The organism is Neobacillus niacini, assembly GCF_031457145.1.
In the GTDB taxonomy this organism is placed as follows: domain Bacteria; phylum Bacillota; class Bacilli; order Bacillales; family Cytobacillaceae; genus Neobacillus; species Neobacillus niacini_J.
The window spans coordinates 104,156-130,047 of sequence record NZ_JAVDVZ010000008.1; the positions used below are offsets into that span (position 1 = coordinate 104,156).

Annotated in this window: 24 protein-coding genes; 4 read left to right on the forward strand and 20 right to left on the reverse strand. The window is 41.0% G+C overall.

The genetic code is table 11. The features are described from left to right. Window positions 1–80: 80 nt before the first annotated feature. Complete coding sequence (locus J2Y03_RS18605) at window positions 81–491, reverse strand: transporter (RefSeq protein ID WP_310196638.1); 411 nt, start codon at window positions 489–491, stop codon at window positions 81–83. Window positions 492–783: 292 nt separating this feature from the next. Here J2Y03_RS18605 and J2Y03_RS18610 point away from each other — a divergent pair, with 292 nt between their 5' ends. Then, complete coding sequence (locus tag J2Y03_RS18610; protein ID WP_310196641.1) at window positions 784–2,592, forward strand: TIGR04190 family B12-binding domain/radical SAM domain protein; 1,809 nt, start codon at window positions 784–786, stop codon at window positions 2,590–2,592. 43 nt (window positions 2,593–2,635) lie between these two features. Here J2Y03_RS18610 and J2Y03_RS18615 read toward each other — a convergent pair whose 3' ends face one another. From J2Y03_RS18615 to J2Y03_RS18675, 13 genes are all read right to left on the reverse strand, one after another. Continuing rightward, window positions 2,636–3,343, reverse strand: a complete 708-nt coding sequence (locus tag J2Y03_RS18615; protein WP_310196643.1) for an ABC transporter ATP-binding protein — start codon at window positions 3,341–3,343, stop codon at window positions 2,636–2,638. Beyond that, on the reverse strand, window positions 3,344–4,123 hold the full coding sequence (locus J2Y03_RS18620) for an ABC transporter ATP-binding protein (protein WP_310196646.1): 780 nt from the start codon (window positions 4,121–4,123) through the stop codon (window positions 3,344–3,346). Further along, complete coding sequence (locus tag J2Y03_RS18625) at window positions 4,120–5,073, reverse strand: branched-chain amino acid ABC transporter permease (RefSeq protein ID WP_310196648.1); 954 nt, start codon at window positions 5,071–5,073, stop codon at window positions 4,120–4,122. Before J2Y03_RS18625 ends, J2Y03_RS18620 begins: the two co-directional genes overlap by 4 nt. A 13-nt stretch (window positions 5,074–5,086) precedes the next feature. Continuing rightward, complete coding sequence (locus J2Y03_RS18630) at window positions 5,087–5,965, reverse strand: branched-chain amino acid ABC transporter permease (protein WP_132087509.1); 879 nt, start codon at window positions 5,963–5,965, stop codon at window positions 5,087–5,089. A gap of 87 nt (window positions 5,966–6,052) precedes the next feature. Beyond that, window positions 6,053–7,228 carry an ABC transporter substrate-binding protein gene (locus J2Y03_RS18635; protein WP_310196650.1) on the reverse strand — a complete coding sequence of 392 codons (1,176 nt, stop codon included), beginning with the start codon at window positions 7,226–7,228 and terminating at the stop codon, window positions 6,053–6,055. Window positions 7,229–7,498: 270 nt separating this feature from the next. Further along, entirely contained in the window at window positions 7,499–8,698 is a 1,200-nt protein-coding gene (locus tag J2Y03_RS18640; RefSeq protein ID WP_310196652.1) for an MFS transporter, read from the reverse strand. Window positions 8,699–8,744: 46 nt separating this feature from the next. After that, entirely contained in the window at window positions 8,745–10,610 is a 1,866-nt protein-coding gene (locus J2Y03_RS18645; RefSeq protein ID WP_310196654.1) for an ABC transporter ATP-binding protein, read from the reverse strand. Then, window positions 10,610–12,346 carry an ABC transporter ATP-binding protein gene (locus J2Y03_RS18650; protein WP_310196657.1) on the reverse strand — a complete coding sequence of 579 codons (1,737 nt, stop codon included), beginning with the start codon at window positions 12,344–12,346 and terminating at the stop codon, window positions 10,610–10,612. The genes J2Y03_RS18645 and J2Y03_RS18650 overlap by 1 nt, the downstream gene beginning before the upstream one ends. 96 nt (window positions 12,347–12,442) lie before the next feature. Continuing rightward, window positions 12,443–12,787, reverse strand: a complete 345-nt coding sequence (locus tag J2Y03_RS18655; protein ID WP_396954223.1) for an ASCH domain-containing protein — start codon at window positions 12,785–12,787, stop codon at window positions 12,443–12,445. 69 nt (window positions 12,788–12,856) lie between these two features. Next, a complete protein-coding gene (locus tag J2Y03_RS18660) occupies window positions 12,857–13,654 on the reverse strand; it encodes an ABC transporter permease subunit (protein WP_310196659.1) in 798 nt (265 codons plus the stop codon). 24 nt (window positions 13,655–13,678) lie between these two features. Further along, window positions 13,679–14,467: an ABC transporter permease subunit gene (locus tag J2Y03_RS18665; protein WP_310196662.1), complete on the reverse strand. Its 789-nt coding sequence runs from the start codon at window positions 14,465–14,467 to the stop codon at window positions 13,679–13,681. Window positions 14,468–14,472: 5 nt separating this feature from the next. After that, complete coding sequence (locus J2Y03_RS18670) at window positions 14,473–15,357, reverse strand: ABC transporter ATP-binding protein (protein ID WP_310196664.1); 885 nt, start codon at window positions 15,355–15,357, stop codon at window positions 14,473–14,475. A 2-nt stretch (window positions 15,358–15,359) separates the two neighbouring features. Then, complete coding sequence (locus J2Y03_RS18675; RefSeq protein ID WP_132087482.1) at window positions 15,360–15,995, reverse strand: TetR/AcrR family transcriptional regulator; 636 nt, start codon at window positions 15,993–15,995, stop codon at window positions 15,360–15,362. 162 nt (window positions 15,996–16,157) lie between these two features. Between J2Y03_RS18675 and J2Y03_RS18680 the strand changes: the two genes are divergently transcribed. Together J2Y03_RS18680 and pepT are read left to right on the forward strand one after the other, a co-directional pair. Next, on the forward strand, window positions 16,158–17,105 hold the full coding sequence (locus J2Y03_RS18680; protein ID WP_310196667.1) for a nuclease-related domain-containing protein: 948 nt from the start codon (window positions 16,158–16,160) through the stop codon (window positions 17,103–17,105). 452 nt (window positions 17,106–17,557) lie between these two features. After that, window positions 17,558–18,784 (forward strand): peptidase T, encoded by a 1,227-nt coding sequence (gene pepT / locus J2Y03_RS18685; RefSeq protein ID WP_310196670.1) that lies wholly within the window; start codon window positions 17,558–17,560, stop codon window positions 18,782–18,784. A gap of 36 nt (window positions 18,785–18,820) precedes the next feature. Here the strand turns inward: pepT and J2Y03_RS18690 are convergent, their stop codons facing one another. Continuing rightward, a complete protein-coding gene (locus J2Y03_RS18690) occupies window positions 18,821–19,726 on the reverse strand; it encodes a LysR family transcriptional regulator (protein WP_132087473.1) in 906 nt (301 codons plus the stop codon). Window positions 19,727–19,855: 129 nt separating this feature from the next. Between J2Y03_RS18690 and gdhA the strand changes: the two genes are divergently transcribed. After that, complete coding sequence (gene gdhA, locus J2Y03_RS18695) at window positions 19,856–21,238, forward strand: NADP-specific glutamate dehydrogenase (protein WP_310196673.1); 1,383 nt, start codon at window positions 19,856–19,858, stop codon at window positions 21,236–21,238. A 39-nt stretch (window positions 21,239–21,277) separates the two neighbouring features. Here gdhA and J2Y03_RS18700 read toward each other — a convergent pair whose 3' ends face one another. From J2Y03_RS18700 to J2Y03_RS18720, 5 genes are read right to left on the reverse strand one after another with little or no spacing between them, the layout of a single operon-like run. After that, complete coding sequence (locus J2Y03_RS18700; RefSeq protein WP_310196676.1) at window positions 21,278–22,498, reverse strand: dicarboxylate/amino acid:cation symporter; 1,221 nt, start codon at window positions 22,496–22,498, stop codon at window positions 21,278–21,280. Between the two features lie 30 nt (window positions 22,499–22,528). Continuing rightward, window positions 22,529–23,131, reverse strand: coding sequence for an ABC transporter ATP-binding protein (locus tag J2Y03_RS18705; RefSeq protein ID WP_310196679.1), 603 nt, complete (start codon window positions 23,129–23,131; stop codon window positions 22,529–22,531). After that, window positions 23,121–24,044 (reverse strand): ABC transporter ATP-binding protein, encoded by a 924-nt coding sequence (locus J2Y03_RS18710; RefSeq protein ID WP_310196682.1) that lies wholly within the window; start codon window positions 24,042–24,044, stop codon window positions 23,121–23,123. The genes J2Y03_RS18705 and J2Y03_RS18710 overlap by 11 nt, the downstream gene beginning before the upstream one ends. Window positions 24,045–24,063: 19 nt before the next feature. After that, window positions 24,064–24,897, reverse strand: a complete 834-nt coding sequence (locus J2Y03_RS18715; RefSeq protein ID WP_310196685.1) for an ABC transporter permease — start codon at window positions 24,895–24,897, stop codon at window positions 24,064–24,066. After that, entirely contained in the window at window positions 24,894–25,880 is a 987-nt protein-coding gene (locus tag J2Y03_RS18720; protein ID WP_310196687.1) for an ABC transporter permease, read from the reverse strand. The genes J2Y03_RS18715 and J2Y03_RS18720 overlap by 4 nt, the downstream gene beginning before the upstream one ends. Window positions 25,881–25,892: the final 12 nt, after the last annotated feature.

The following is a 25,892-nucleotide window of genomic DNA, read 5'->3' on the forward strand; positions in this document are numbered from 1 at the left end:
ACAATGATTATAACAATTTTCTCCTTCAAAAAAATAAAAAGGGTCATGAACCATTTGGTTCATGACCCTATGATAAAAATCTACGAGCATCTAAATGAGCGAATTCTTCTTAAGTCAGTTCCATAGTATACCCAGCGGAACCCTCTCCAGCGATATCCGGCAACTGAGTCCCTTCCAACAAACGTTGGGAAAAACCAGAAACTTCTACCATTATTCAGCCAAACAAAGGTAAAGCGGTGAAGGCAGCCTCTAATCGCCCCTGGGTCAACTGCGAATGCAGAAACTTGTTCGTGTGGCGTGTGCGAAGGTGGGGGGGTAGATGGAGCTCCACCATGATGTTGTCCTCCGCCCATAGGCGGGAAACCTTGCTGTCCTCCACCAAATGGCGGGTGCTGGGATCCATGCTGCTGCTCTCCTCCAAATCGAGGCTGCTGGCCTGGTTCTTGAATCGGTGACATTCCGTAATAATTGGGATTACCATCATAATTCACGGACATATTCCTCCTTTAATATGTTTTCCCCTTACTATATGCTGGGAATTTCATTGGGTTAAAGGACGTTTTCCATAACGATTTCCACGGAATCTCCACATTGTTGTCACCCGTTCGTCACTCTAGTAATCCATCATTATAGTAAAATAAAGGTAGTTAGAAAATAATGACAGTTGTGAAATGGCGAAGAATTATCTGATTTATCACTTTGCTACATTTTAATCCAAGTAAAAATGTGAAATACTTCACAATAACTAATATAAACATAATTAAATTGAAAAGGGTGGCCTATATGAAATATGATTTGGTCCTTTTACACGCACCAAGTGTTTATGATTTTAGAAAAAACTCCCTGCTTGCAGGTCCTATTAGCGATGTTGTACCGTCATCACCAGTGTTTGAAATGTATCCAATCGGCTTAACAAGTATTGCTGACTATTTAGAACGGTACGGACTCCGCGTTAAAATTATCAATATTGCGAATCGTATGCTGATGAGTGAAAAATTTGATGTCGAAAAGAAACTTAAAAAAATCAAAACTCGTATGTTTGGAATCGACCTGCACTGGCTGCCACATGCACATGGCAGTATTGAACTAGCAAAAATAGTAAAAAAACTCCACCCTGATACACCGATGCTGTTTGGAGGTCTATCTGCTACCTACTATCATAAAGAGTTGATTGAATATCCATTTATTGATTTCGTTTTACGTGGTGACTCAACTGAAAAGCTTACACTTCTATTAATGAATAAATTAGAGCTCGGAAATACTCACTACGCTGATATTCCAAACTTAACTTGGAAAAAAGGTACGGAGATCGGCTACAATCCACTCACCTATGTACCAAAGGATTTAGATGATATTGATGTTCCAGGTTATCGTTATACCGTCCGCTCTGTATTTAAATACCGTAATTTTCTAGACCCGCTGCCATACAATGGCTGGCTGCAATATCCTAATACAGCTTTACTTACAGCAAGAGGCTGTTCGCAAAACTGCCTCATCTGCGGCGGTTCAAAGGATGCCTATGATCAAAACTGCGGCAGAAGCTCACTTGCACTACGGTCACCTGAAAAGCTTGTCGAAGACATACAATTTATTTCACGCTTCAGCCGGGCACCTATTTTTATCCTTCATGACCTTCGTCAGGGCGGCCGCGAGTATGTAAAAGAATTTTTCAGCCGTCTTAAAGAGCTTAATCTTAAAAATGAAATCGTCTTTGAATTATTCCAATATGCTGGTGAAGAGTTCTTTAAAATGATGAATGAAAGCTGTCCAAAATACAGCATTGAGATTACCCTTGAAACCCATGATGAAAAAATCAGACGCTACAATGGCAAATTTAACTGTACCAATCCCAAAGTAATTGAAACATTGAATTTTGCCTTAAAGCATGGCGCGAAGAAAATCGATTTATTCTTTATGACTGGTATACCTAGTCAAACCTATCAAAGCGCAATGGAAAACATCGATTTCTGTGAAGAAATTCATCTTTCCTGCAATCAAGACCCTAGACTTTTCTACTTTGTAGCGCCGCTTGCACCGTTCCTGGACCCTGCCAGCCCGGCGTTTGAAAATCCAGAGCTCCATGGCTTTAAGAAATTCTGTCATACCCTTGAGGACCACCGCAAGGCGATCATTCAGCCATCATGGAAGCATATGTTGAGCTATGAAACGACAAAAATGACTCGTGATGACATTGTCAACTCAACTTATGATTCTGCTCAAAAGCTAAACGACTTTAAACTCAAGTATGGTCTAATTGACCAAGCTGGCCACGATGAAATTAAAGGCAAGATTGAAAAGTCGCAACAATATATTCAAAAGATTGATTATGTTCTCGCTCTTCCTGAAGAACAACAGCAGGTGGAATTAGCAAAAATCCAAAAAGAAATAGAAGAATTAAATAAATACAGTATTTGTGGGAAGAACGAATTAAAGTGGGAAGTACAAAAGAATTATGCAAACTTCTTCTCGCTAGCATTAGTAGGTATTGAGCAGCTTTATGAAGAGTATTTGATTAAAATTAAACACGCCTTCCAGCCTAAGCTTCGCCATCAATTCAAGCTTGAACCAGAGCAGCAAAAGGTTAAAATGTAACATTCAAAAAGACGTGTGAGCTTCAAACCCACACGTCTTTTTTCTAATGCCCGCCCAAGTAGGCCATTCTAATTTGATCACTCTGATTTAACTCATCGGAAGAACCTGAAAGGACGATTTTTCCAGTCTCAATAACATAGGCACGATCCGCGATCGATAACGCCATGTTGGCGTTTTGTTCCACCAACAGAATGGTCGTACCTGACTTATTGATTTCTTCAATAATCCGGAAGATAGTTTTTACTAACAGGGGAGCAAGGCCCATTGATGGCTCATCTAATAGTAAGAGCTTCGGACGTGCCATCAAGGCTCTGCCCATTGCAAGCATTTGCTGCTCACCGCCTGACAACGTACCAGACAGCTGCTTACGCCGCTCCAACAGACGCGAGAACAGGTTGTAGACCTTTTCAAAGTCCTCCTTAATCCCTTGTTTATCCTTCCGTAAATAAGCCCCTAGTTCAAGATTCTCTTCTACAGACATATTAGCAAAAACACGGCGGCCTTCAGGAACATGAGATAGGCCTTGTTTCACAATGGTTTGAGCTACCTTGCCAGAAATCGATTGTCCTTCAAACAAGATAGAACCGTTCTTTGGTTTAAGTAAACCGGAAATTGTTTTTAATAACGTACTTTTCCCCGCGCCGTTTGCCCCAATCAAGGTAACAATTTCTCCTTCATTAATATCGAGAGAAACGCCTTTTAAGGCATGAATATTCCCATAGTAGACATTGATATCTTCGATTTTTAGCATTTACGAAACCTCCTCTCCAAGATACGCTTCGATGACTTTTGGATTATTTCTGATTTGCTCAGGAGTCCCATCTGCTATCAGTTGACCATGGTCAAGCACGTAAATTCGCTCACACACACCCATAACAAGGAGCATATCATGTTCGATCAAAAGAATAGTTAAATCAAACTTTTTACGAATTAAGGCGATTAAATTCATTAATTCTTCTGTTTCCTGCGGATTCATACCCGCAGCAGGTTCATCCAAAAGCAATAGTTTCGGGTTAGCTGCCAGCGCTCGAGCAATTTCTAGACGGCGCTGCTGCCCGTAAGGCAGGTTCTTCGCAGTTTCGTGCATCACACTATCTAAATTAAAAATCTTTAAAAACTCGATTGCTTTCTCCTCCATATACTTTTCTTCAGAAAAGTGTTTAGGAAGGCGGAAAATCGAACTCATAATCGAATGCTTAGCAAGAGAATGATAGGCAACCTTTACATTATCAAGAACCGACAATTCATTAAACAAACGAATATTTTGAAAGGTCCTGCTAATACCCCTTTTAGTAATCTTATAGGGTGCTAGTCCATTTAGTTTATCACCGTTTAGTTCAATGCTGCCTTCAGTAGGAACATATACACCCGTGAGCAAATTGAAGAAGGTTGTCTTACCGGCACCATTAGGTCCAATCAAACCTACTAATTCGCCTTGGTTTAATTCGAGGTTCACGTCTGAAACAGCCTTTAATCCGCCAAAACGGATACCTGCGTTATTTACTTTAAGCAACGGTGTGTTTGCTGTCATCGCGGGACTCCTCCTTTTACAGACTTTCCAAACTTAAACAATGAGGTTAATTCTCTTGTGCCCATTATTCCTTGTGGGCGGTAAAGCATCATGAGTATCAATACTAAACTATAAATAATCATCCGTAGTTCAGGATAGCTTTGCAGGAAGGTTGAAACAATCGTTAGCAGGATGGCTGAAAGTACCGCCCCTGATAAACTTCCTAAACCGCCAAGAACAACAAAGATTAAGATATCAAAAGATTTTAAGAAACCGAAGTTTGTCGGCTGGATAATGAAAAAGTTGTGTGCATATAAGGCACCAGCCACACCAGCAAAAAACGCCCCAATGACAAAGGCAATGACCTTATAATAAGTAGTATTAATCCCCATGGCGTCAGCAGCAATTTCATTTTCTCTGACAGAAATACAGGCTCGTCCATGTGTGGAATTGGTAAAGTTCCTGATCACAATAACTGTTAGCAGGATACTGCCAAATATCCAAGGCCAAGAGGTGAGCTGGGTAACAGTCATCCCGCTTGCACCGCCAACATATTCAATATTTAAAAAGACAATCCTGACGATTTCACCAAAACCGAGGGTAGCTATCGCTAGATAATCTCCTTTTAATCTTAGTGTAGGAATACCAATAATTAAACCTGCAATCGCAGCGGCAACTCCGCCTGCTAATAGACCAAGTGAGAAGGGAAGTTCTAATTTCATCGTAATAATGGCGGACGCATAAGCACCGACCGCAAGGAAGCCTGCATGTCCAATCGAAAACTGTCCGGTAATTCCAATAATCAAATGTAAGCTTGCAGCTAGAATAATATTAATACCAATAAAATACAGGGTATTCACATAAAAGAAGTTAATAATTTCTCCCGTAATTAAAAATTGCATGACAACACCAAAAACTATAGCTAAAACGATTGATGACCAAAAACCCTTTGCAGTCCTGAGTATATTCATCGCCATAGCCCCCTTACACTTTTTCCCGTACATTTTTGCCGAATAATCCGGCTGGACGGAAAATCAAAATTAAGATTAACACAACGAATGCCACGCCATCACGCCATAGGGAGAACCCTGCAGCACTCACTAGTGACTCAATGACACCTAATAACAAACCGCCAACCATTGCACCTGGAATAATTCCAATACCGCCTAATACAGCGGCAACGAAGGCTTTAAGCCCAGGGATAATTCCCATTAATGGCTCAATTTTTGTATAGTACATACCAAATGCAACACCGGCTGCGCCTGCAAGGGCTGAACCAATTGCAAAGGTAGCTGAGATTGTATTGTTTACGTTAATTCCCATTAGTCTTGCGGCATCCATATCATGAGAAACCGCACGCATTGCTTTTCCAATCTTTGTTTTATGTACAATAAATTGCAAAAGAATCATTAATACAACCGATGTACCTAAAATCAATACTGACTGACTGCTCACTTTAACTCCGAAAAAATCTAAGCTTGTTGCCGGGATAAGGTCACCAGGGTAAGCCTCAGGCTGTGCACCGCGGACATAAATCATTCCATATTCAATCAATAAGGAAACACCGATTGCGGTAATCAATGCCGCAATCCTTGTGGCATTTCGTAATGGTTTATAAGCAATTCTTTCAATCAAAACCCCTAAAATCGCACAAATTGCCATGGAAATAAGCAAGGAAGGGAAAAAACCTAAATCTAATATAGTAATCGAATAAAAACCAATAAATGCACCGACCATGAAAATGTCTCCATGGGCAAAGTTAATTAATTTTACAATTCCGTAAACCATCGTATAACCAAGGGCAATCAACGCATAAATACTGCCTAATGACACCCCGTTCACAAGCTGTTGTAAAAATTCCATGTCTAAGTTCCCCCTAAAATTAGGAAAATATCGTCTAAATGAGAATAGGGAGACACCATTTCTCCCTATTCACTTTTCTCTATAAAATTATGGATTTACTTTCGTATTAAACTCTTGCTTACCGCCTTTGTATTCTAAGATAACGGCCGCTTTGATTGGGTCATGGTTTTTATCAAGTTTCAAATCACCAGATACTAATCCGAGTCCATCTGTTTCTTCAAGAGCCTTTTTAAGTTTCTCAGGGTCGCCGCTTCCAGCACGCTTAATTGCGTCTGCAATAAAGTAAGCGGTGTCGTAGCCTAATGCAGCAAAGGCATCAGGGGATTTACCACCATATTTACCTTCGAACGCTTTTACGAAATCTTGTACTTTTGGATCAGAGTCTCCAGAAGAGTAATGGTTTGTGATAAATGTGTTATTTAATGGATCAGCACCAGCGATATCAATAAGCGTAGGAGAATCCCAGCCATCGCCGCCCATGATAGGAGCATCAATTCCAAGTGCACGAGCTTGCTTGATAATTAAGCCAACTTCTTCATAAAAACCAGGAAGGAATACGAACTCTGGATTCTTTGCTTTAATATTTGTTAAGATCGCATTGAAATCAGTATCCTTTGCTACATATGCCTCTTCAGCAACAATCTTACCGCCATTTCCTTCAAAGGACTTTTGGAAAGATGCTGCAAGACCTTTCGAATAGTCGCTGGAGCTATCAATGATAATTGCAGCATTTTTTACTTTAAGGTCAGATGAAGCAAAATTTGCCGCTACTGTTCCCTGGAAGGGGTCGATGAAGCAAGTACGGAATACAAAGTCATTAAGGACTCCATCTTTGCTTGTAATTGTTGAGTTTGTTCCAGTTGGTGTGATCAATGGAGTTTTGTTTTTCTGCGCAATCTCCACTTGTGCTAATGTATTGGTACTTGTAGCTGCACCAATGATAGCTGATACTTTATCTTGACTGATCAATTTAATGGCACCGTTAGTTGCTTCCGCAGCATCTGATTTGTTATCGAATGTTACTAGCTCAATTTTCTTCCCATCGATACCATCTTTGTTGATTTCTTCAATAGCTAATTTCAAACCTTCTTCAATCGACTGACCGTAAGAGGCTACCCCGCCAGAAAGCTCAAGGTTGGCACCAATTTTAATGGTTTCGTCATCTTTTTCACCGCTTGTACTGGATGCACCACCACAGCCAGCCAAAACACCTGCCGCCAGCATGAACGACACAAAAATACCTGCCAATTTCTTCTTTCTCATGTTTATACCCCCTATTTTCGAACAAAATTCTCCTTTATACATGATGCTCGCACAGAGATGTTTAAAAAAAGATAATATTCTGAAAATATTGTACAAAATAATTTTCATTTCGTCTAGTACTTATATCTCTTATTTTAAAATAATTCTGAAAAATCCATAAATTATGATATCCCTGCTATTTAACTGTTTATTGTACGTTAAAGGATTAAAGGACACTGTGCTAAAAAAGAAACAAGAGGCACCTAATTGGCAGCCTCTCGGTTCTAAATATTATACTAATACTTTATTTTTTGTTTCTTTTCCTAAAAAGATAACCGCAAAAGCAGCGATGAAAATGGATATACAAAAGATAGTAAATATCGTAGAAATAGGAGTATTTTGTGCCACTAGATAACCAACCAATAAAGGTCCTAGGACACCGCCCAATCTGCCAAATGCCGCAGCAGATCCTGAACCCGTTCCACGGATAATAGTAGGATATTGTTCCGGTGTATAGGCATATAATCCGCCCCAGGCACCAAGATTAAAGAAGGATAACAGAATTCCCGATGTGATTAACAGTGCTGTTGATTCTGCATTTCCAAATAGAAGAGCACTGATAGCTGTTCCAATTAGATAGACTGACAAGACAAATTTCCGTCCGAACCTCTCAATACACCAGGCTGCTGTAAAATAACCTGGTAATTGGGCAAGAGTCATAATCAGCACATACCCAAAGCTTTTGATTAAACTGAAACCCTTCAACACCATCACGCTTGGCAGCCATAGAAACATTCCATAGTAGGAAAAAACCACGAAGAACCAAACAATCCATAGCATCGTTGTTCGGCGTCGATACTCACTTGTCCATAGATTTGCGATACTTTGAAAGGCAGAAATCTTTTCTTTCTCTTTAATTGCTTCAAATTTTGGTGAATCGGGTAAACCAACTCGTAAATATAAAGCATATAATGCTGGCGCGGCGCTAATTAACAAGGCGACAGACCAGCCATACCTCGGAATAATAAAATAAGAGATAACTGCAGCAACCAGCCAGCCAGCTGCCCAAAAGCTTTCAAGTAAAACGACAATCTGTCCTCGTTTTTCGGCAGGTACACTTTCAGAAACAAGCGTTGATGCAACCGGAAGCTCGCCGCCAAGACCCATCCCAATAAAGAATCTTAACACCAGAAACATGGTGATTGTTGTAGTGAAGGCTGATAGACCACTTCCAATAGAAAATAATAATAACGTAATGATAAAAACATTTTTCCGACCAATTCTGTCTGACATTAAACCAAAAACTAGTGCCCCTATAGCCATTCCGATTGATTGGACACTTCCAATCCAGCCCATTTGCTGTGCTGATAAATTCCACTCAACACTTAAAGCAGCAATAATGAAAGAAAGCATGCCAACATCCATTGCGTCAAACATCCAACCCGTACCGGAAACCCATAACAATCTCCGGTTTGAAAATTCTTTCTTCATTTTGAACCCCCTTTACTAGTTCCATTATTCCCTAATGGGAAACTGTTTATTTATCGACTGCCATTTCAACATTACTAAATTGATTAAAAAACATGTTATAATACTTTCCTTGCTTGTTCATCAGCTCACTGTGATTTCCTTTTTCCACTATTTCGCCATTATCAATGACCATAATCGTATCTGCATCACGGATGGTATTCAAGCGATGGGCGATGATAAAGCTCGTTCTTCCTTCCATTAAGGAGAGTAGTGCCTCCTGAATATGAAGCTCCGTACGGGTATCAATACTGCTTGTCGCCTCATCTAATATCAGTACGGCGGGCTTTGCCAGTATTACCCTCGCAATGGCAATCAACTGTCGCTGACCCTGACTTAAGTTTCCGCCGTTTTCGGATAGAAGCGTTTCATATTGATTCGGCAACCGTTTTATAAAAGCATCCGCATTCGCCATCCTAGCCGCCTCAACCACTTCTGCATCACTTGCTGAGGGTCTTCCATACATAATATTTTCCTTAATGGTGCCTGAAAACAGATAGGTATCCTGGAGCACAAAGCCAAAACAGCTTCTTAAGCTATCCCGGGTATATTCTCTGATATCATGCCCATCTAATAAAATCCTGCCCTCCGTCACATCATAGAATCTTGTCAATAGATTCACAATGGTCGTTTTCCCTGCTCCCGTTGACCCTACTAACGCGGTACTGCTGCCAATGTCAGCTTCAAAACTCATATTTTTTAAAATAGGTACATCGCCGCGATAGCCAAAGCTGACATTTTCAAAAACAACATGCCCCATTGGCTTATCTAATACCACTGCATTTTTCAAATCTTCTGGTTCCTCTAACTCATCAAGTATCTCGAAAACCCGCTCTGCTCCCGCAACACCTGACTGCAGCATATTAAAAATATTTGCCAGGTCGTTAAGAGGGCGGACAAACTGCCGAGAGTAGGTAATAAAGCTGGCAATCGCACCTACTGTAATCATGCCCTCAACCGCAAGAAAACCACCAGTGACAGCCACAATTGCAAAGCCTAAATTATTGATAACGTTCATAATTGGCATGAGGAAACCTGACCAAATTTGCGCCTTAAGGCCAACCTCACGCAGTTTCTGATTAACATCTTCAAATTCAGATATTGCTTTTTCTTCATGATTAAACGCTTTAACTACCTCAATACCGGAGATTGTTTCCTCAATTTGTCCATTCAATTTTCCGAGCTCGATTTGCTGCGCTTTAAAATATACACTCGTTCTTTTCGCAATTGAGCGAGTTAATAAAAAGACAAGAGGGACCGTGAGTAAGCTTGCCACCGTCAAAATCGGACTCAGTATTAACATCATAATGAAAGAACCGCTAATGACAATAGCACCTGACATTAACTGGGTTGTCGATTGCGAAATTGTACTGCTGACATTATCGATATCGTTTGAAAGTCTGCTCATTAATTCTCCATGTGTCCGCTTGTCAAAAAAGGCAACCGGGAGCTTTTGTAGCTTTACAAAAAGTGCATTGCGCAATCTCTTCACGACCCGCTGCGAGACACCTGCCATCAACCAGCCCTGCAAGAGGGTGAGTGCGGCATCCACGATAAAGGCAGCAACCAAAATCGTGATCATCAGTTCAAGAAAATTAAAATCTACTTTTTTGTTTAATCCAATGGCATCCACAGCTTTTCCTATTAAGAAAGGTGAGAGTAGTGCTAAGGCTGAACTGAAAAAAATAAAGATAAAAACAAGACTAAGCATTTTTCTTTCATTGCCAAAATAATGCCATAACCTCCGTAAGGTTTCCTTAAAGTTCTTCGGTTTAACAATAGGTCCCCCGCGGCGATGACCACCTCCCATCGCCGGCCTTCCCGGAATCGACAGTGGAGGTGGCGTGTTACGTGATTGATCCGATGCTGCTGACATTAGAGCGCAACCTCCTTGCCAATTTGAGATTGATAGATTTCCTGGTAAACCTTACAGTCTCTTAATAATTCCTCGTGTTTACCCATTCCGACGATTTCCCCGTGATCCATGACGACAATATTATCCGCATCCATTATTGAAGTAATCCGCTGGGCAATCAGGAGACAGGTAAGCCCTTGTGCATATTTTTTCAATCCCGCCTTAATTCTCTCCTCAGTAGTAACGTCAACCGCACTAGTGCTATCATCTAGAATCAAAATTTGTGGGTTTTTGATTAATGCCCTTGCAATCGAGAGTCGCTGCTTTTGACCACCTGAAAAATTCACCCCGCCTTGTCCAATTCTTGTTTGATATCCTTCAGGGGAAGCGATAATAAAGTCGTGTGCTCCGGCAATCTTTGCTGCTCTTTCAACTTCTTCTATTGTTGCATCTTCTTTTCCCCATTTAATGTTCTCCTCCACAGTTCCGGTAAAAAGAATCGTCTTCTGCGGGACGAAAGCGATTTTCTCTCTAAGCCGTTTGGGATCAGCAAGGTGAATATCCTCACCATCGACTTTTATGCTTCCAGCACTGACATCATAAAAGCGGGGTATTAGACCAACCAGTGTACTTTTCCCCGAGCCGGTCGAGCCAATAATTCCGATTGTTTCTCCTGGTAGACAGGTTAGGTTAATATCTTTTAACACGGGGTCACCGCTTGTCCCTTCATAGGAAAAGTAAACATGATTGAAATCAATCCCACCTTGTTCTTTTTCAAGAGATGGTTGGATCACTTCTTCTTTCCAGGTGAGGTCATCCTCGAGGGCAAATACTTCACTCACCCTTACAGCTGACGTTTTCGCACGGACAAACATATTAAATACCATGGAAATCATCATTAACGAAAAAAGAATTTGGGTCATGTAGTTAATAAATGCAATAATATGACCAACCTGAACATTGCCATTGGTAACGCCAAAGCCGCCAATCCAGAGAACCGCGACAATCCCTAGGTTGACCGTCAGCATAATCGCAGGGCTAAATACAGCCATCAGCCTTGTAGCAGAAATCGATTGCTTTTTGAAATCTTCATTTGCATGATCAAATTTCTCAACTTCAACATCAAAACGGTTGAATGCTTTCACCACACGTACCCCTGATAAATATTCACGCATAACACCGTTAACTCGGTCGAGCGCTTTTTGAACCCTTGAGAACAAAGGGAATCCAAGCCGTAGGTTTAGAACAATAAATACCGCAACAATTGGGACCACTACGGCCAACACGACGGAGAGGTGGAGATTTAGCCGCGTCGCCATGATTAAGCCTCCGATAGCTAAAAGCGGGGATTTAACAAAAATCCGCATTAAGCCGTTTGCAAAAACTTGAATTTGTGTCACATCATTGGTCAGTCTCGTGATTAACGACGCACGTTCAAAGCGGTCAATATTTTTAAAGGATAAGGCTTGAATTTTTCTATATAAATCAGACCTTAACTCTGCACCAAAGCTTTGGGACACTATGCTTGCAAGGATACTTCTGATTGAAGCGGAGACGGCACCAAACAAAGTAATCAGAAGCATGACACCGCCCATTTTCAGTACATAATCCAAGTCTCTGCCAGCGACACCGACATCGATGATACTCGCCATAATCGTAGGCATTAACAGATCACAAATCGCTTCAAAGGTTAAAAATAAAACTGCTAAGCTAAAAGACTTCCAATATTTCTTTATGTATTTTGCTAAAAACCCCATGACCCGTTCACCCCAACCGTTATATGGAAACCTTTTTATAATAAGGCTATTATAGCAAAAAAAATATGAGTCCTTTGAAAAGGACTCATTCTTTTTTTATTCTTCTACTGGACGAAATTCGTGAACCCAAACTCGCATTTGTGGAAGCCATGGCATTCCAGGATGATAGGAAAGAATACTTTGCTTGTATTCTTCGACCGTAGGGTGGCCCTCGCGGCGTGCGTCATCGTCTGTCAATTCTCCCAAGCTTTGCGAATAGACATGTTCTACGACAAATTGACATCCTTCAAGCGTCATGATCTCTCCTGGATCGGCATATCTGCCATTCCGGCGTGTAGCAGTCTTTTCTCCTGCCAGCACCTTTTTAACATCTGATTCCATCGTAACCAATTTTTCAATTGAGCAAGTTTTTGGCGGCAGTGAAGTGTTTTCATTTTGCATGTCAATTTCCTCCTTATTCCAATTAGGCTTTTACCATTTTAACACTATCACTACATTATTAAAAACTTCTTACACATTTAAATCACGCTTTTTAAAAAAGACAAAGGTCACTACTGTAAGTCCGGCAATCAATACCACGGATAAAAGAACAAAGATTAGCTCAAAACCGGCACCGAACATAACACTTTTTGCCTCAAAGTATTTAAAAGGAGTAAGGTATTTCAAGCCTTCGATATTTTCATTTAAATCAATCGCCACCGAAATCACATACGTAAGCAAAAGAACTCCAGTCGCTAATGATGCAGCTGCTTTAGAGTTCTTTTTCACAGCTGCTAAAGAGCTGCCGATTACCATAAATAGAATTTGCAAAATAAACATACCTGCCATCGTGATTGCAATATCACCTGTAACCACGCCGCCATCGCTGTATTTTCCAACTAATAATACGGAAGAAATGAAGGTAACAAGATTCAGGATTAAGATATTGACGAATGCCGCCAGTAATTTAGCAGTAATAATTTGATTTCTTGATACGGGCTTAACAAACAAAAACTCGGTGGTTTTGTCCCGTTCTTCTTTTGCAATAATCGTTGCCCCAAGCATAGCTGCATGAATAGTTGCCATTAACAACAAATAAATGAAGAGTAATCCGTAATAACCAGTTGCTGTTGAAATATCAAATTCACCGATTCCTAAGACAGCCAGCAGCGATTTTGGCATTCCCGCCAGCATTTCATTCATTGGCTGACCAGAAGAGGACAGACTTTCATATTTAACCATCCCCGAGGCAACCATTAGGAAAACACCTATACTCCAGAATACAAGAGATTTTCGATGGGACTTCATTTCTTTTAAAAAAATATTCATCCTTCCATCACTCCTCCTTGGCCGTTATACCGAGTGAATATCCTTTTTGGCATAAATGAAATAACTAGCACCAATCGCCAAAATCATGAGTGCTGCTCCGGTTATCAAAAAGGATGTTTCATAACTTGCATTTTCCATGATATAAGCTGTATCAAAATATTTAAATGGAGAGAGATATCGTTTCGCTTCATCAGCGCTGAACATTCCTAAAAAGTAAAAGGCAAAAACGGTAGCGAGCGATACCGTTAGCACTGATTTAATCCTTGAGACGATAACTGAAATAATGATTCCTATTGCTAAAAAAAGCATTTGCACTAGGAAAACGGTTAATGAAAGCAGGATGAAAATGCTAACACTAAAATCTTCAGTCGCTACTTGGAAAGCAAGCAATGTTGCAGCTCCTATATAAACAATATTCGTTAGTATGATTGAAATCAATGCAGCCAATAATTTGTTCGTCAAAACCGTTGTACGGGTTACAGGCTTTGTTAGCAGGAAGTCCGCTGTTTTTTCCCTAACCTCTTTGCTGACAATACTTGTACCTAGATTCATGGCCTGAATTGCGCCGCAAAGCGTAACAAAAGATAACCCATAACAGTAGAATCCTAGAATGGAAAAGAAATTGTTGAGATTAATCCCGAATGCTTCTCGGAGCGCCGCCGGATACCCTTCAAGCAGCTTTGTAAATTCCTCTGTATCCTTTGTAAAGGCAGGAAAAAATGACATAAATAGCGCTGCAGTGCCGACTAGTGATATCGTCCAAATGATGGTAGACTTCCGATATGCCCTCAATTCATGCAACAAAATATTCATGGTTTTTATGCCTCCTTTTCATAATAGTGCATGAAAATCTCCTCAAGGTCTGGCTCTTCAATCCATAGATTCGTAATCTCAATGTCGGCAATTTTCCTCATGACATCGTTAATATTCCCTTTAAATAAGAAACTTGTATGGTTATCCTTTACCTCTAACTTATTTACACCTTCTAGGTTGAAGTAATTAGAGTCTAGTTCTGCTTTCGTTTCCACTTTGAACTTTTTATAGGTATTTTCTTTTAAGGTACTAATCTTTTCAACGGCTACAATCTTACCTTCTTTAATAATCGCAACGCGATTACATAGCCGTTGAACCTCGGTTAAAATATGAGAGGAAAATAGAATCGTAGCTCCTTTTTTGTTTTCTTCCTCTAATAGTTCGAAGAATCTTTGCTGCATCAGCGGATCTAACCCACTTGTCGGTTCGTCTAGAATAATAAGCTTAGGTGAGTGGAGCAGTCCTTGAACAATCCCGACCTTCTTTTTATTTCCCAGTGAGAGGTCTTCAATTTTTTTGGTGAGATCCAAATCCATAATTCCCGCCAATTCTTTTATTCTCTTACTGCAATCCTTTTTATAAAAACTAGCTGAATAGTTTAATAGATCCTTCACCTTCAGATTGTCATAGTAAAAAACTTCGGAAGGTAAGTAGCCGATTTCCTTTTTAATTTCAGGAGCAAATTGAACCGAATCTTTGCCAAAAATCGTTGCACTGCCGCTGGTAGGGTAAATGAGTGAAAGAAGGGTTCTTATTGTCGTCGATTTCCCGGCGCCATTAGGTCCGATAAAGCCAAAAATCTCACCTTCCTCGACATTAAAGCTGATATTACTAATTCCTCTTGCTTTGCCGTAAGTCTTTGTTAAATTTTTAATTTCAATCACATTCATCGCTATTTCCCCCCATCATTATAAAAGCCTTTAATGAAAATCTCGAAATACTCTTCTGCTTCAAGAAAGACCTTGTCATAATCAATTTTGTGATTGGGCAGCATTTTAGCCTTGAGTAACTCTTCATCACTCATTTTTTCAAAGGTCCACGAAATAATCTTAAGGACCTTCTGAACATCGACATCGTCCCTAAATTTAGATAAATCAATGCCCTCGTAAATGATATTGATATTAACCGCGGTCAGTTCTTGTTTCTTTTTATCAAACTCTACCTTTATTTCAGCTGAATCCTGCATAAACGCCTCTTGGATAAAGGTTAAGATATCAGGGTATTTCGTCTGCAGTTCCACTTTTATCTGAACGGCTTGGCGAATTCTTTTAAAAAAGTCTCTTTCGGTTAAATCGACCTTTTTATAAAATTCATCAGCAACCACGTTGTAGCAATAATCAAATAGAAAGAAGAATAACTGCTTCTTGTTTTTAAAATAATGGAATAGAAGTCCCTTTGAAATCCCTGCTTCCTTAACGATTTCATTGGTTGAGGCATTATCATATCCCTTCTGGGCAAATTCCTTTATTGCTGCATTGATGATTCGGTCCTGTTTTTCCTTTTCCAGGTTAAAAAACTTTGAAAACAAATTGGCAGCCTCCTTTCATTACTTCATTGACCAGAGTAGTCAATCATAGTGTACCCCCATTGACTACTCTGGTCAATGGTGGATAAGTAATATTTTTTACAAAATTATGAAATCCATATATTTAGGGAAGGGGACGTGCTAGGATACTTGTGGAGGTGAAAAATGAAGGATTATTCTGACTCACTTACATTAAAAGGTTTGATCTATGCTCAAAGTAGAATCGCGGCCAATCACCCGATTGTGCCTGACCTGTCTTCCAAACAATCCACGATTGAGGCAGGGATTGGAGGCGAGCAACGGGTGGCGGAAATTTTTCAGCGCTATCATTTTCCATTTAAGAACAACATTTTCCACGATTTATCACTTTCTTCAGACAGCTACTTTCAAATCGACCACTTATTCACAACACCTTATTTTGGACTTATTTTAGAAACCAAAAACATGAGCGGCAGCCTGGAATTTCAGGATAATCCACCGCAATTAATTCAAAAGAAGGAGGATGGACAAACCAAATATTACGAAAGTCCAGTCGTTCAATTGGAACGGAATCTTGAACTTTTGGAAATCTGGTTAGAGGAGAGAAATATTCAATTACCACTTTTTGGCGCCATCGTCTTAGCTTACCCGAAACAACATGTGGAAATCCCACCTGCGAATACCACACTCCTCTATCCAAATATGATCCCACCCTTTATTAAAAGCCTTCCACAGCAAGGTAAGAAGCTGGATTTTCCGACAGTACACCGGATTTCTTCAGAGTTGCTTGCTAGTCATCGCCCGTTTATTCCAAAACCTGTTTGTGAGACATATAAGATACCAATTAGCGAAATCAAACCAGGTGTCCGGTGCTGCAATTGCGGGAGGATTGGAATGATTAAGCTCCCCCGGACCTGGCACTGTAATTATTGTGACGTGAATAATCATAGAGCTCATGTGGAAACGCTGACGGAGTGGTTTTTGGTGGTGAAGAGGAGTATCACGAATCGGGAGTGCCGGGAGTTTTTGGGGGTGGATATACATACGGCAACCCGGATCTTGCTGAGTATGAATTTACAATTCAAAGGTAGCTTTCGAAACAGAACTTATTTCATGGACTTTAGAAACAAATAAGTATTTCATGCGAGAGTGTTTTCCGCTATCCGAGAGTATTTCGTCGCCATCCGAGAGTATTCCACGCCATCCGAGAGTGTTTTCCGCTATCCGAGAGTATTTCGCCGCCATCCGAGAGTATTCCACCCCATCCGAGAGTGTTTTCCGCTATCCGAGAGTATTTCGCCGCCAACCGAGAGTATTCCACCCCATCCGAGAGTATTTTCCACTATCCGAGAGTATTTCGCCGCCATCCGAGAGTATCCCACGCCATCCGAGAGTATTTTCCGCTATCCGAGAGTATTTCGCCGCCATCCGAGAGTGTTTTCCGCTATCCGAGAGTATCACACACACAAACCACCAATACTCAACTACTCAACAACTATTTTCAGCAAACCATCCCACAATTTCCGCCCACCACCCGAACATGCTATTATAAAGTTGTAAAAATGTGAAAAGGGAGTGCTACACACGTGAAGAATGAGTTGATTGAAAGATTTACCTCCTATGTGAAGGTGGATACGCAGTCGAATGAGAGCAATGAAAACTGTCCTTCAACACCTGGTCAGTTAACGTTAGCCAATATGTTGGTGGAGGAGTTAAAGTCGATTGGAATGCAAGAGGTAACGGTCGATGAAAATGGTTATGTGATGGCAACCTTACCGTCTAATACCGAAAAGGACGTACCAACAATCGGATTCCTAGCACACGTTGATACAGCAACTGATTTTACCGGCACCAACGTTAATCCACAGATCATTGAAAACTATGATGGCAACGACATCATCCTAAACCCAAATGTCACCATGTCAACAAAGGATTTCCCAGCCCTGCCAAGCTATAAAGGGCACACACTTATCACTACTGACGGCACAACACTGCTAGGTGCTGACAACAAAGCGGGAATCGCCGAAATCATGACCGCAATGGCTTACCTTATTCAACATCCAGAAATCAAGCATGGTAAGGTCCGCGTTGCGTTCACCCCAGATGAGGAGATTGGCAGAGGTCCACACAAATTTGATGTAAAAGCCTTCAATGCCAAGTATGCATACACTGTCGACGGTGGACCGCTTGGAGAGTTAGAATATGAAAGCTTTAATGCGGCCGCAGCCAAAATTACCATTAAAGGAACCAATATTCATCCGGGTTCAGCCAAAGACAAAATGGTAAATTCAATGAAAATTGCCATGGAATTACATAGCCAGCTGCCAGCTTTAGAAGCACCTGAACATACGGAAGGATATGAGGGCTTCTATCACCTAATTTCCTTTAACGGTGATGTCGAGCAAACAAAGCTTTACTACATTATTCGAGACCATGACAAAGATATCTTTCAAGAACGAAAAAATAGAATGACAGCCATCGTCGACCTGTTAAATGAAAGACATGGCAGTGATACCGTTCATCTTGAGTTGAAAGACCAATATTACAATATGGGTGAAAAAATCAAACCCGTCATGGAAATTGTTGACATTGCCCAACAGGCGATGGAGAACCTCGACATTAAACCACTAATCAAACCGATTCGCGGTGGTACAGACGGTTCCCAACTATCTTATATGGGACTGCCAACACCAAATATTTTTACAGGTGGAGAGAACTTCCACGGGAAGTATGAGTTTATATCTGTCGATAACATGATCAAAGCCACAAACTCGGTGATTGAAATTACCAAACTGTTTGAACAAAAAGCATAATCTAAAAAGAAGCCAACCGAACAGGTTGGCTTCTCATTATCTTTGGTACTGGTCCAGAATAGAAAAGAAATCCTTTAAAAACTCATAGAAAATTTTAACCGTAGGGAGCATCTTGCGCTCCTTGTGAATGATGACTCCGACCGTACGGGTGACATCAGGCTCAATAATCTGAACCTTAACTGTAGAACGAGGAAATCCTTCTACTAATGTGATTTCAGGGATTAAAGTGACTCCTAGTCCTGCCGAAACCAATCCTTTTATCGAATCAATATCTTCCCCCTCGAAGGACACTTTTGGCTGAAACCCTAACTGCTCACAAGCATGAACAATGATTTCCCTTAAAACAAATCCCTTTGGAAAAAGGACAAAGGATTCCTCCCGTAATTGGCTTAATTTTATCGAAGTCCGGTCCGATAAAGGATGGCTTAAAGGCAATAAGGCAACAATTTTTTCTGTAAAAAGGGTAGTGCCAATTAGGTTCTTCTCATGTTTTGGAACAGGACCAATTAACGCCATATCAAATTCGCCATGCATTACACCTTCAATTAGCTCTTTATATGAGGCTTGTTTCAATTGAAATTTCACTTGAGGGTAGTGCTCGCGAAAAGCAGAAATGGTTGTTGGGAGTGTATAAGAAGCCAGGCTAGTCGGAAATCCTATTCGTATCGTTCCTTTCATTGGGTCTAAGTATTCTTTAATTTCCCGTTGTGCGCCATCAATCACCTTCATGGCTTGTTCCATATGTTCTAAAAACATCTGTCCTATTCTGGTCAGTTTGACATTTCGGCCTTCGCGAATAAATAAGTCGACACCAAGCTCTTTTTCCAAATTAAAAATTTGCCGACTAACAGCGGATTGAGCTACATGCAGTTCTAATGCCGCATCTGTCACATGCTCACGTTTTGCTACTTCCATAAAATATTGAATTTGCCTTAATTCCAAAGCCTTCACCTCGATTCATCTCATTTTGAGATTGATTTTATCTATTATTAATATTGTTTAGATTATTATTTAATTATAAAATAATCCTATTCAATAATCTAATAATTTAAAGAAATTGGAGGGGTTGCTATGAAAACGATCGAACAGCTTAAACAAGATAACCAAAGTGTAGCACTTCAATATGTAAATGAAGTGTTCAATACTGTGATGTGCCGCAATCCTTATGAATCGGAGTTTCAACAAGCCGTTAAGGAAATTTTCGACTCACTTATTCCTGTTTTTGAAAAACATCCTAAATACATTGAACAGAGTATCCTAGAAAGAATCGTTGAGCCTGAAAGAGTTATTTCCTTTCGAGTTTCTTGGGTAGATGATAAAGGAAAGGCTCAAGTAAACCGTGGCTTCCGTGTACAGTATAACAGCGCCATCGGTCCATATAAGGGTGGTTTACGCTTCCACCCATCGGTTAATGCCAGCATTATTAAATTCCTTGGTTTTGAGCAGACCTTTAAAAACTCGTTAACTGGCCAGCCTATCGGCGGAGGTAAAGGTGGTTCTGACTTTGATCCTAAGGGTAAGTCAGATGGAGAAATCATGCGCTTTACACAAAGCTTCATGACCGAACTTTACCGACATATTGGTCCTGATGTCGATGTACCTGCTGGGGATATCGGTGTAGGTGCCAGAGAAATAGGATACATGTTTGGACAGTACAAAAGAATCCGCGGTGCCTATGAAGCTGGAGTGTTAACTGGTAAAGGGCTTGGCTATGGCGGCAGCTTGGCACGTACAGAAGCAACTGGCTATGGAACAGTTTACTTTGTTCAAGAAATGTTAGCTGACAAAGGACTAGGCTTTGAAGGAAGCACCGTCGTAGTGTCAGGTTCAGGGAATGTTTCTATCTATGCAATTGAAAAAGCAATCCAATTTGGCGCTAAGGTTGTAGCCTGCAGCGACTCAAACGGATATGTATATGACCCAAGCGGTATTAAGCTTGACACCGTCAAACGAATTAAAGAAGTGGAAAGAAAAAGAATCAGTGAATATGTTCTTGAGCATCCAGAAGCAGAGTACTTCGAAGGCTGCAGCGGTATCTGGTCAATTCCTTGTGACATTGCCTTACCTTGTGCAACTCAAAATGAAATTGATGAATCAGCAGCAAAAGTCCTCGTTTCTAATGGAGTAAAAGCTGTAGGCGAAGGGGCAAATATGCCTTCAACTCTTGAGGCTATTGAAGTATTTTTAGAAAGTGATATCCTATTTGCACCAGGGAAGGCTGCAAATGCAGGCGGTGTAGCGGTTTCCGCTCTAGAAATGGCACAAAATAGCCAAAGGCTGGCATGGACATTTGAAGAAGTTGATGCAAAACTTCACCAAATTATGATTAACATCTATCGTAACAGTATGAAAGCAGCTGATGAATATGGATATCCTGGCAACCTTGTTGTCGGTGCCAATATCGCAGGCTTCTTAAAAGTAGCAGACGCAATGATTGCACAGGGTGTAATCTAAAAATTAATGGGGTGCTCCGAATCGGAGTACCCCTTATTTTTATGCAGTTTTTTCCAGCCAATTCTTACCCTCTACCATTCGCGAAACCATCATCCCAGCAACATTATCCCCACTTGCATTCAACATGGTAGCAGGCGGATCAATTAATGTACTGATTGCAGCGATAATCGGTAAAGCTTCAGGCGGGAATCCAAATAAACTTAGGATTAACATTTCCCCAATCATTCCACCGCTAGGAATGGCTCCCATCACCGCACCGACTAACAGGGAAACACTAATAATTAAAAAGAAATTACCAATACCTGAAAGATTCATATCAAAAATACCAAACAAAAAGACAATTTTCAGAACGCCACCAATAACAGAACCATCTTTATGTAAAGCAGCCCCAAGCGGAATGGTTGTATCCCTGATATCTTTCTTAATCCCCATCCTGCTAGAAGCTTCTAGATTAACGGGTATGGAAGCAGCACTTGAACAGGTGGCAAGCGCCGTTATCGATGGTGCCAGCATATTACTCCAAAACACTCTTATTCCGTTACCCTTACCTGCCATAAAGGCATAAATCGTAAAGGCCACAAAGAAATAGACGATAGAAGCCACATAATAGGTTATACCTGCCTTAATATATGAACCTAATAGGATTGGACCATACTGACCTACTAAAGTGGCAAAGTAAGCGCCAAGGCCAATCGGTGCTAGGTACATAATCAAGGAAACCACCTTCATCATGACTTCGGAACCCGAGCTCAAAAAGCTGGTAAAGTGCTTCCCACGTTCCCCAATGGATTGCGCTGCGAATCCAACCAAGATAGAGATTACAATGAGCGCTAACATATTGCTTCTTGAGAACAATTCGACAAAATCCGGTACGGTAAAGGTCTTAACAATTTGTGTGACTGGATTTAACTCCTCTGCACCTTCAGGTTTTACCAGTTTTATATTGACTCCTTCACCTGGATTCACTACTTTTACAATAAAAAACATATAAATAGCTGATACAATTCCTGTAAATAGGAACGTTCCGAACATCCAGCCAATAATCTTCCCCAATCTTTTTGCACCATTCATATTGGCAATAGAAGAGGAAATGGTAAAGAAAATGAGCGGAACAATAATGGTGAATAATAGATTTAAAAAGACATCACCAATTGGCTGAAAAATAACAGCTTCCTCTTTCATTACTAATCCTAAAATGGCACCAACAAAAATGGACAGCAAAAGGATAATCGGAAAACGGTAATTTTTAAATTTTTCCATTTGGATTTTCTCCTTAGACAACTAAGTCGCCTATTTATTTGAAATATCAACAATTCTACTACACAGCCTTTCGAGAAGTGGTGCTTCATGGCTGATCACGAGGATTCCCATTTCCCGCTGTTTAGCTATATCTAGCACAACCTGCCATATTTGAGCTTGTGTAATCGAATCTAGCATAGTCGTCATCTCGTCAGCAATAAGAAACTCTGTCTTCGGTCCAAGTGCTCTTGCGACACAGAAGCGCTGCAATTCGCCGCCTGATAACTCATTGGGCCAGCGGCGCAGACATTCTTTATCAATTCCTAATCTTTCTAGTAATTCATTATCAGGATTCCAGCCCTCATGAAGAGTTTTCTGCATTCTCCATTTCGGATTTACTGCTTTTTCAGGGTGCTGAAAGACTAGTTGAACAGGATGATAGCCCGTATTCGGCAAAGGGGAGTCATTCAGCGTTACCATTCCTTCCAAAGGCATTTCATACCCCGCAAGAATTCGGCCCAGCGTTGTCTTCCCAGCCCCGCTTGGTCCGGCAAGACCGACAATTTCCCCTTTCCCTATCGTTAAATCAAGATGACGAAACATCCAACTATTCTTCTGATACCCAAAACCGACATTTTCCGCTTTAAGTTGCATGCAAACACCTAACCATTCCGCCTCGAATCATTTTTTCTGCCGGCAGTTCCTTGGAACAGTCTGAGGTAGCATGTTCACACCTAGGTGCAAAGGGACAACCGTTAGGTAAGTCATTGGCTAGCGGCTGTGAGCCTTTAATTGGAATGAAATCATTTTGGGGAAGGGCTCTCCATAATGCTTTTGTATAGGGGTGCCTCAAGTTCTCACCCCTACCAAAAAAATCACGAACAGGTGCGATTTCAACAACTGTACCTGCGTAGAAAACTGCAATTTTATCGGCAAGTTTCAAGGCAAAATCTATATCATGAGTAATGACCATTACCGCACTGCCATTATCAGCTAACTTCCTAAAGGAGGATTCCGCTTCCTTGATGACTTCAGAATCAAGTCCTGGTGTTGGTTCGTCGGCAATGATGACGCTGGCTTCACTTACAACTGCCATCGACACGAGTACACGTCTCGCCATTCCGCCTGATAATTGAAAGGGATATAGTTTTTCTACAAGCGGGTGTAATTTATATTTTTCAAAAATTTTCTTTTGTGCCGTAACAACATTTTGCTTTCTAACCGAAGTTTGCACCTGTGAACCGATTCTCATGAGTGGGTCTAAAAACTTCACAGATTGCGGTACCAGCACAATCTCGTGCCCGCGCAAGTTTGCCAGCATTTCTTTCGTCAGCACCTGTCCATCGAAAGAAATGCTGCCTGTCATCGTCGCATTTCCTGGTAAAATCCCAAGAATGGCATGTGCTAATATGCTCTTTCCTGAACCACTTGAGCCGACAACTGCAACAATTTCACCTTTATTTAGTGACACATTTAAGTTATGAATCACTTGATTATTTTCCTGTCTTAATCCCTTTGAGTACTGAGAAAAGGATATAGACAAATCACGAACCTCAAGGATAGTCATATCCCTCTCCACCCCCGTCCTATTCATTGGCACGGCTCGGGTCCGTTAATGACCGCAGCCGGTCCCCTACTAAATCAAAAGCACGCACCACCAAAAGTAAACATAATCCTGGAAAAAATGCCAGCCACCACATGCCTGTAGACAAGTAGCGCATGGATTCGGAGAGGATGATACCGATGGCTGGTTGATGCGGTGATAATCCCATGCCTAAAAATGTTACCGCCGCCTCATGAAGAATCGCGTGAGGAAACAGTAAAAATAGCCCCACTAAGAATTGTGGCAGAAGATGGGGAAGTATATGATGTACGGCAATAAACCACCGTGATTTTCCAAGTTTTTTTGATGTTTGGACAAACTCTGCACTTTGAATTTGCATGACCTCTGCCCGAATAACCCTCGTTAAGCTCGGCCAGTGGGTAAGTGCTAAGCCAATTACTACACCCTTCATCCCACCTCCTAGTACAAAAGCAATTAATATCAGCATGACCAAATGTGGAATACTTAAAAAAAGGTCAATAAGCCAGGAAATGATGGCATCAGCCAATTTTCCCATCGTTGCAGCGATGATCCCTAGACAAACCGCTATCGTAACAGACGCTGCAGCTGCTATAAGACCAACTACAATACTAATCGACAGCCCTTTTATCGTCCGAGTGAGCATATCCCGCCCAAGCCAATCCGTTCCAAATGGATGAGCAAGCGCAGGAGGGAGGTTGCGAAACTCTAAATTCGTTACAATTCGATCATTACTTAAGAGTTGACCTCCAACTAAGATAGCCAATAATAAAGCGGAAGTAACCGTGGTTACAATGACCGTTCTCTGTCTTTTATTTATTGTCCTAATTGTGTTCATAGCGATCTTTTCTCCTTCATTCTTGGATCAACTACAAAAGAAATAAGATCTGCCATTAAATTTCCGACAAATACAAATATGGAGCTAAAGATTACTAATCCTAAAAGGAGCGGAACATCACCGCGAAGTCCCGCTTCAACCGTTGCCTGTCCTAATCCTGGGTATGAAAAGACTTGCTCTGCTAAAACAGCACCTCCAAATAATTCACTAAAGGCTGCAAAATGGAGCGTAATCGCAGGTAAAGAGATGTTTCGTAATCCATGCCTCCATAGAAGGGTGAATCCTTTTTCACCCTTCGCTTTAGCAAATAAGATGTATTCACTTGAAAGGACCTCAATTAGCTTTTGTCTCGTATGTAAAGCAATATTTGCGACGCCGACGATACTAAGGGTAAGCGCAGGCAGAAATAAATGCTTAATACGGTCAGCAAGGGTAACATCTTCTGCAAGAACTCCTGCAGGAACCCCCATTCCTATTGGAAACCAATCTAACCAAACAGCAAATACCATCAATAACAGCAGTCCCATCCAAAATGCTGGTGTCGAAGCTAACGTATAACAATAGCCCTTGATTATTCTGTCCTGCCATTTACCTTTTTTCATCGCTGCTGCTATTCCTAAGGTAAAGCCTACAATGCCCGATAATATCCATGCAATGATCATAAGAGCAAGGGAATGAAGGAATTTCTCACTTATAATTTCTGTGACAGGACGCCGGTAAATCATCGAGGTTCCTAAATCGCCCTGCAATACGGAAGCACCCCAGCGGAAAAATTGTACGGCTGGAGGTTCATTTAACCCCCAGTTTTCTGCAATTTTATCCCGCTGTTCAGGACCGACCCTCATCATATCTGCCCCAATATAGGCTTGAATAGGGTCGATAGGTGACTGGCTAATTAATACGAAGGTAATGACACAAATGGCGAACAGGAGAGAAACCAGCCTGACGCTTTTCCTTACTATAAAAGAGACTATATTCTGCATTTTTGTCTCGCA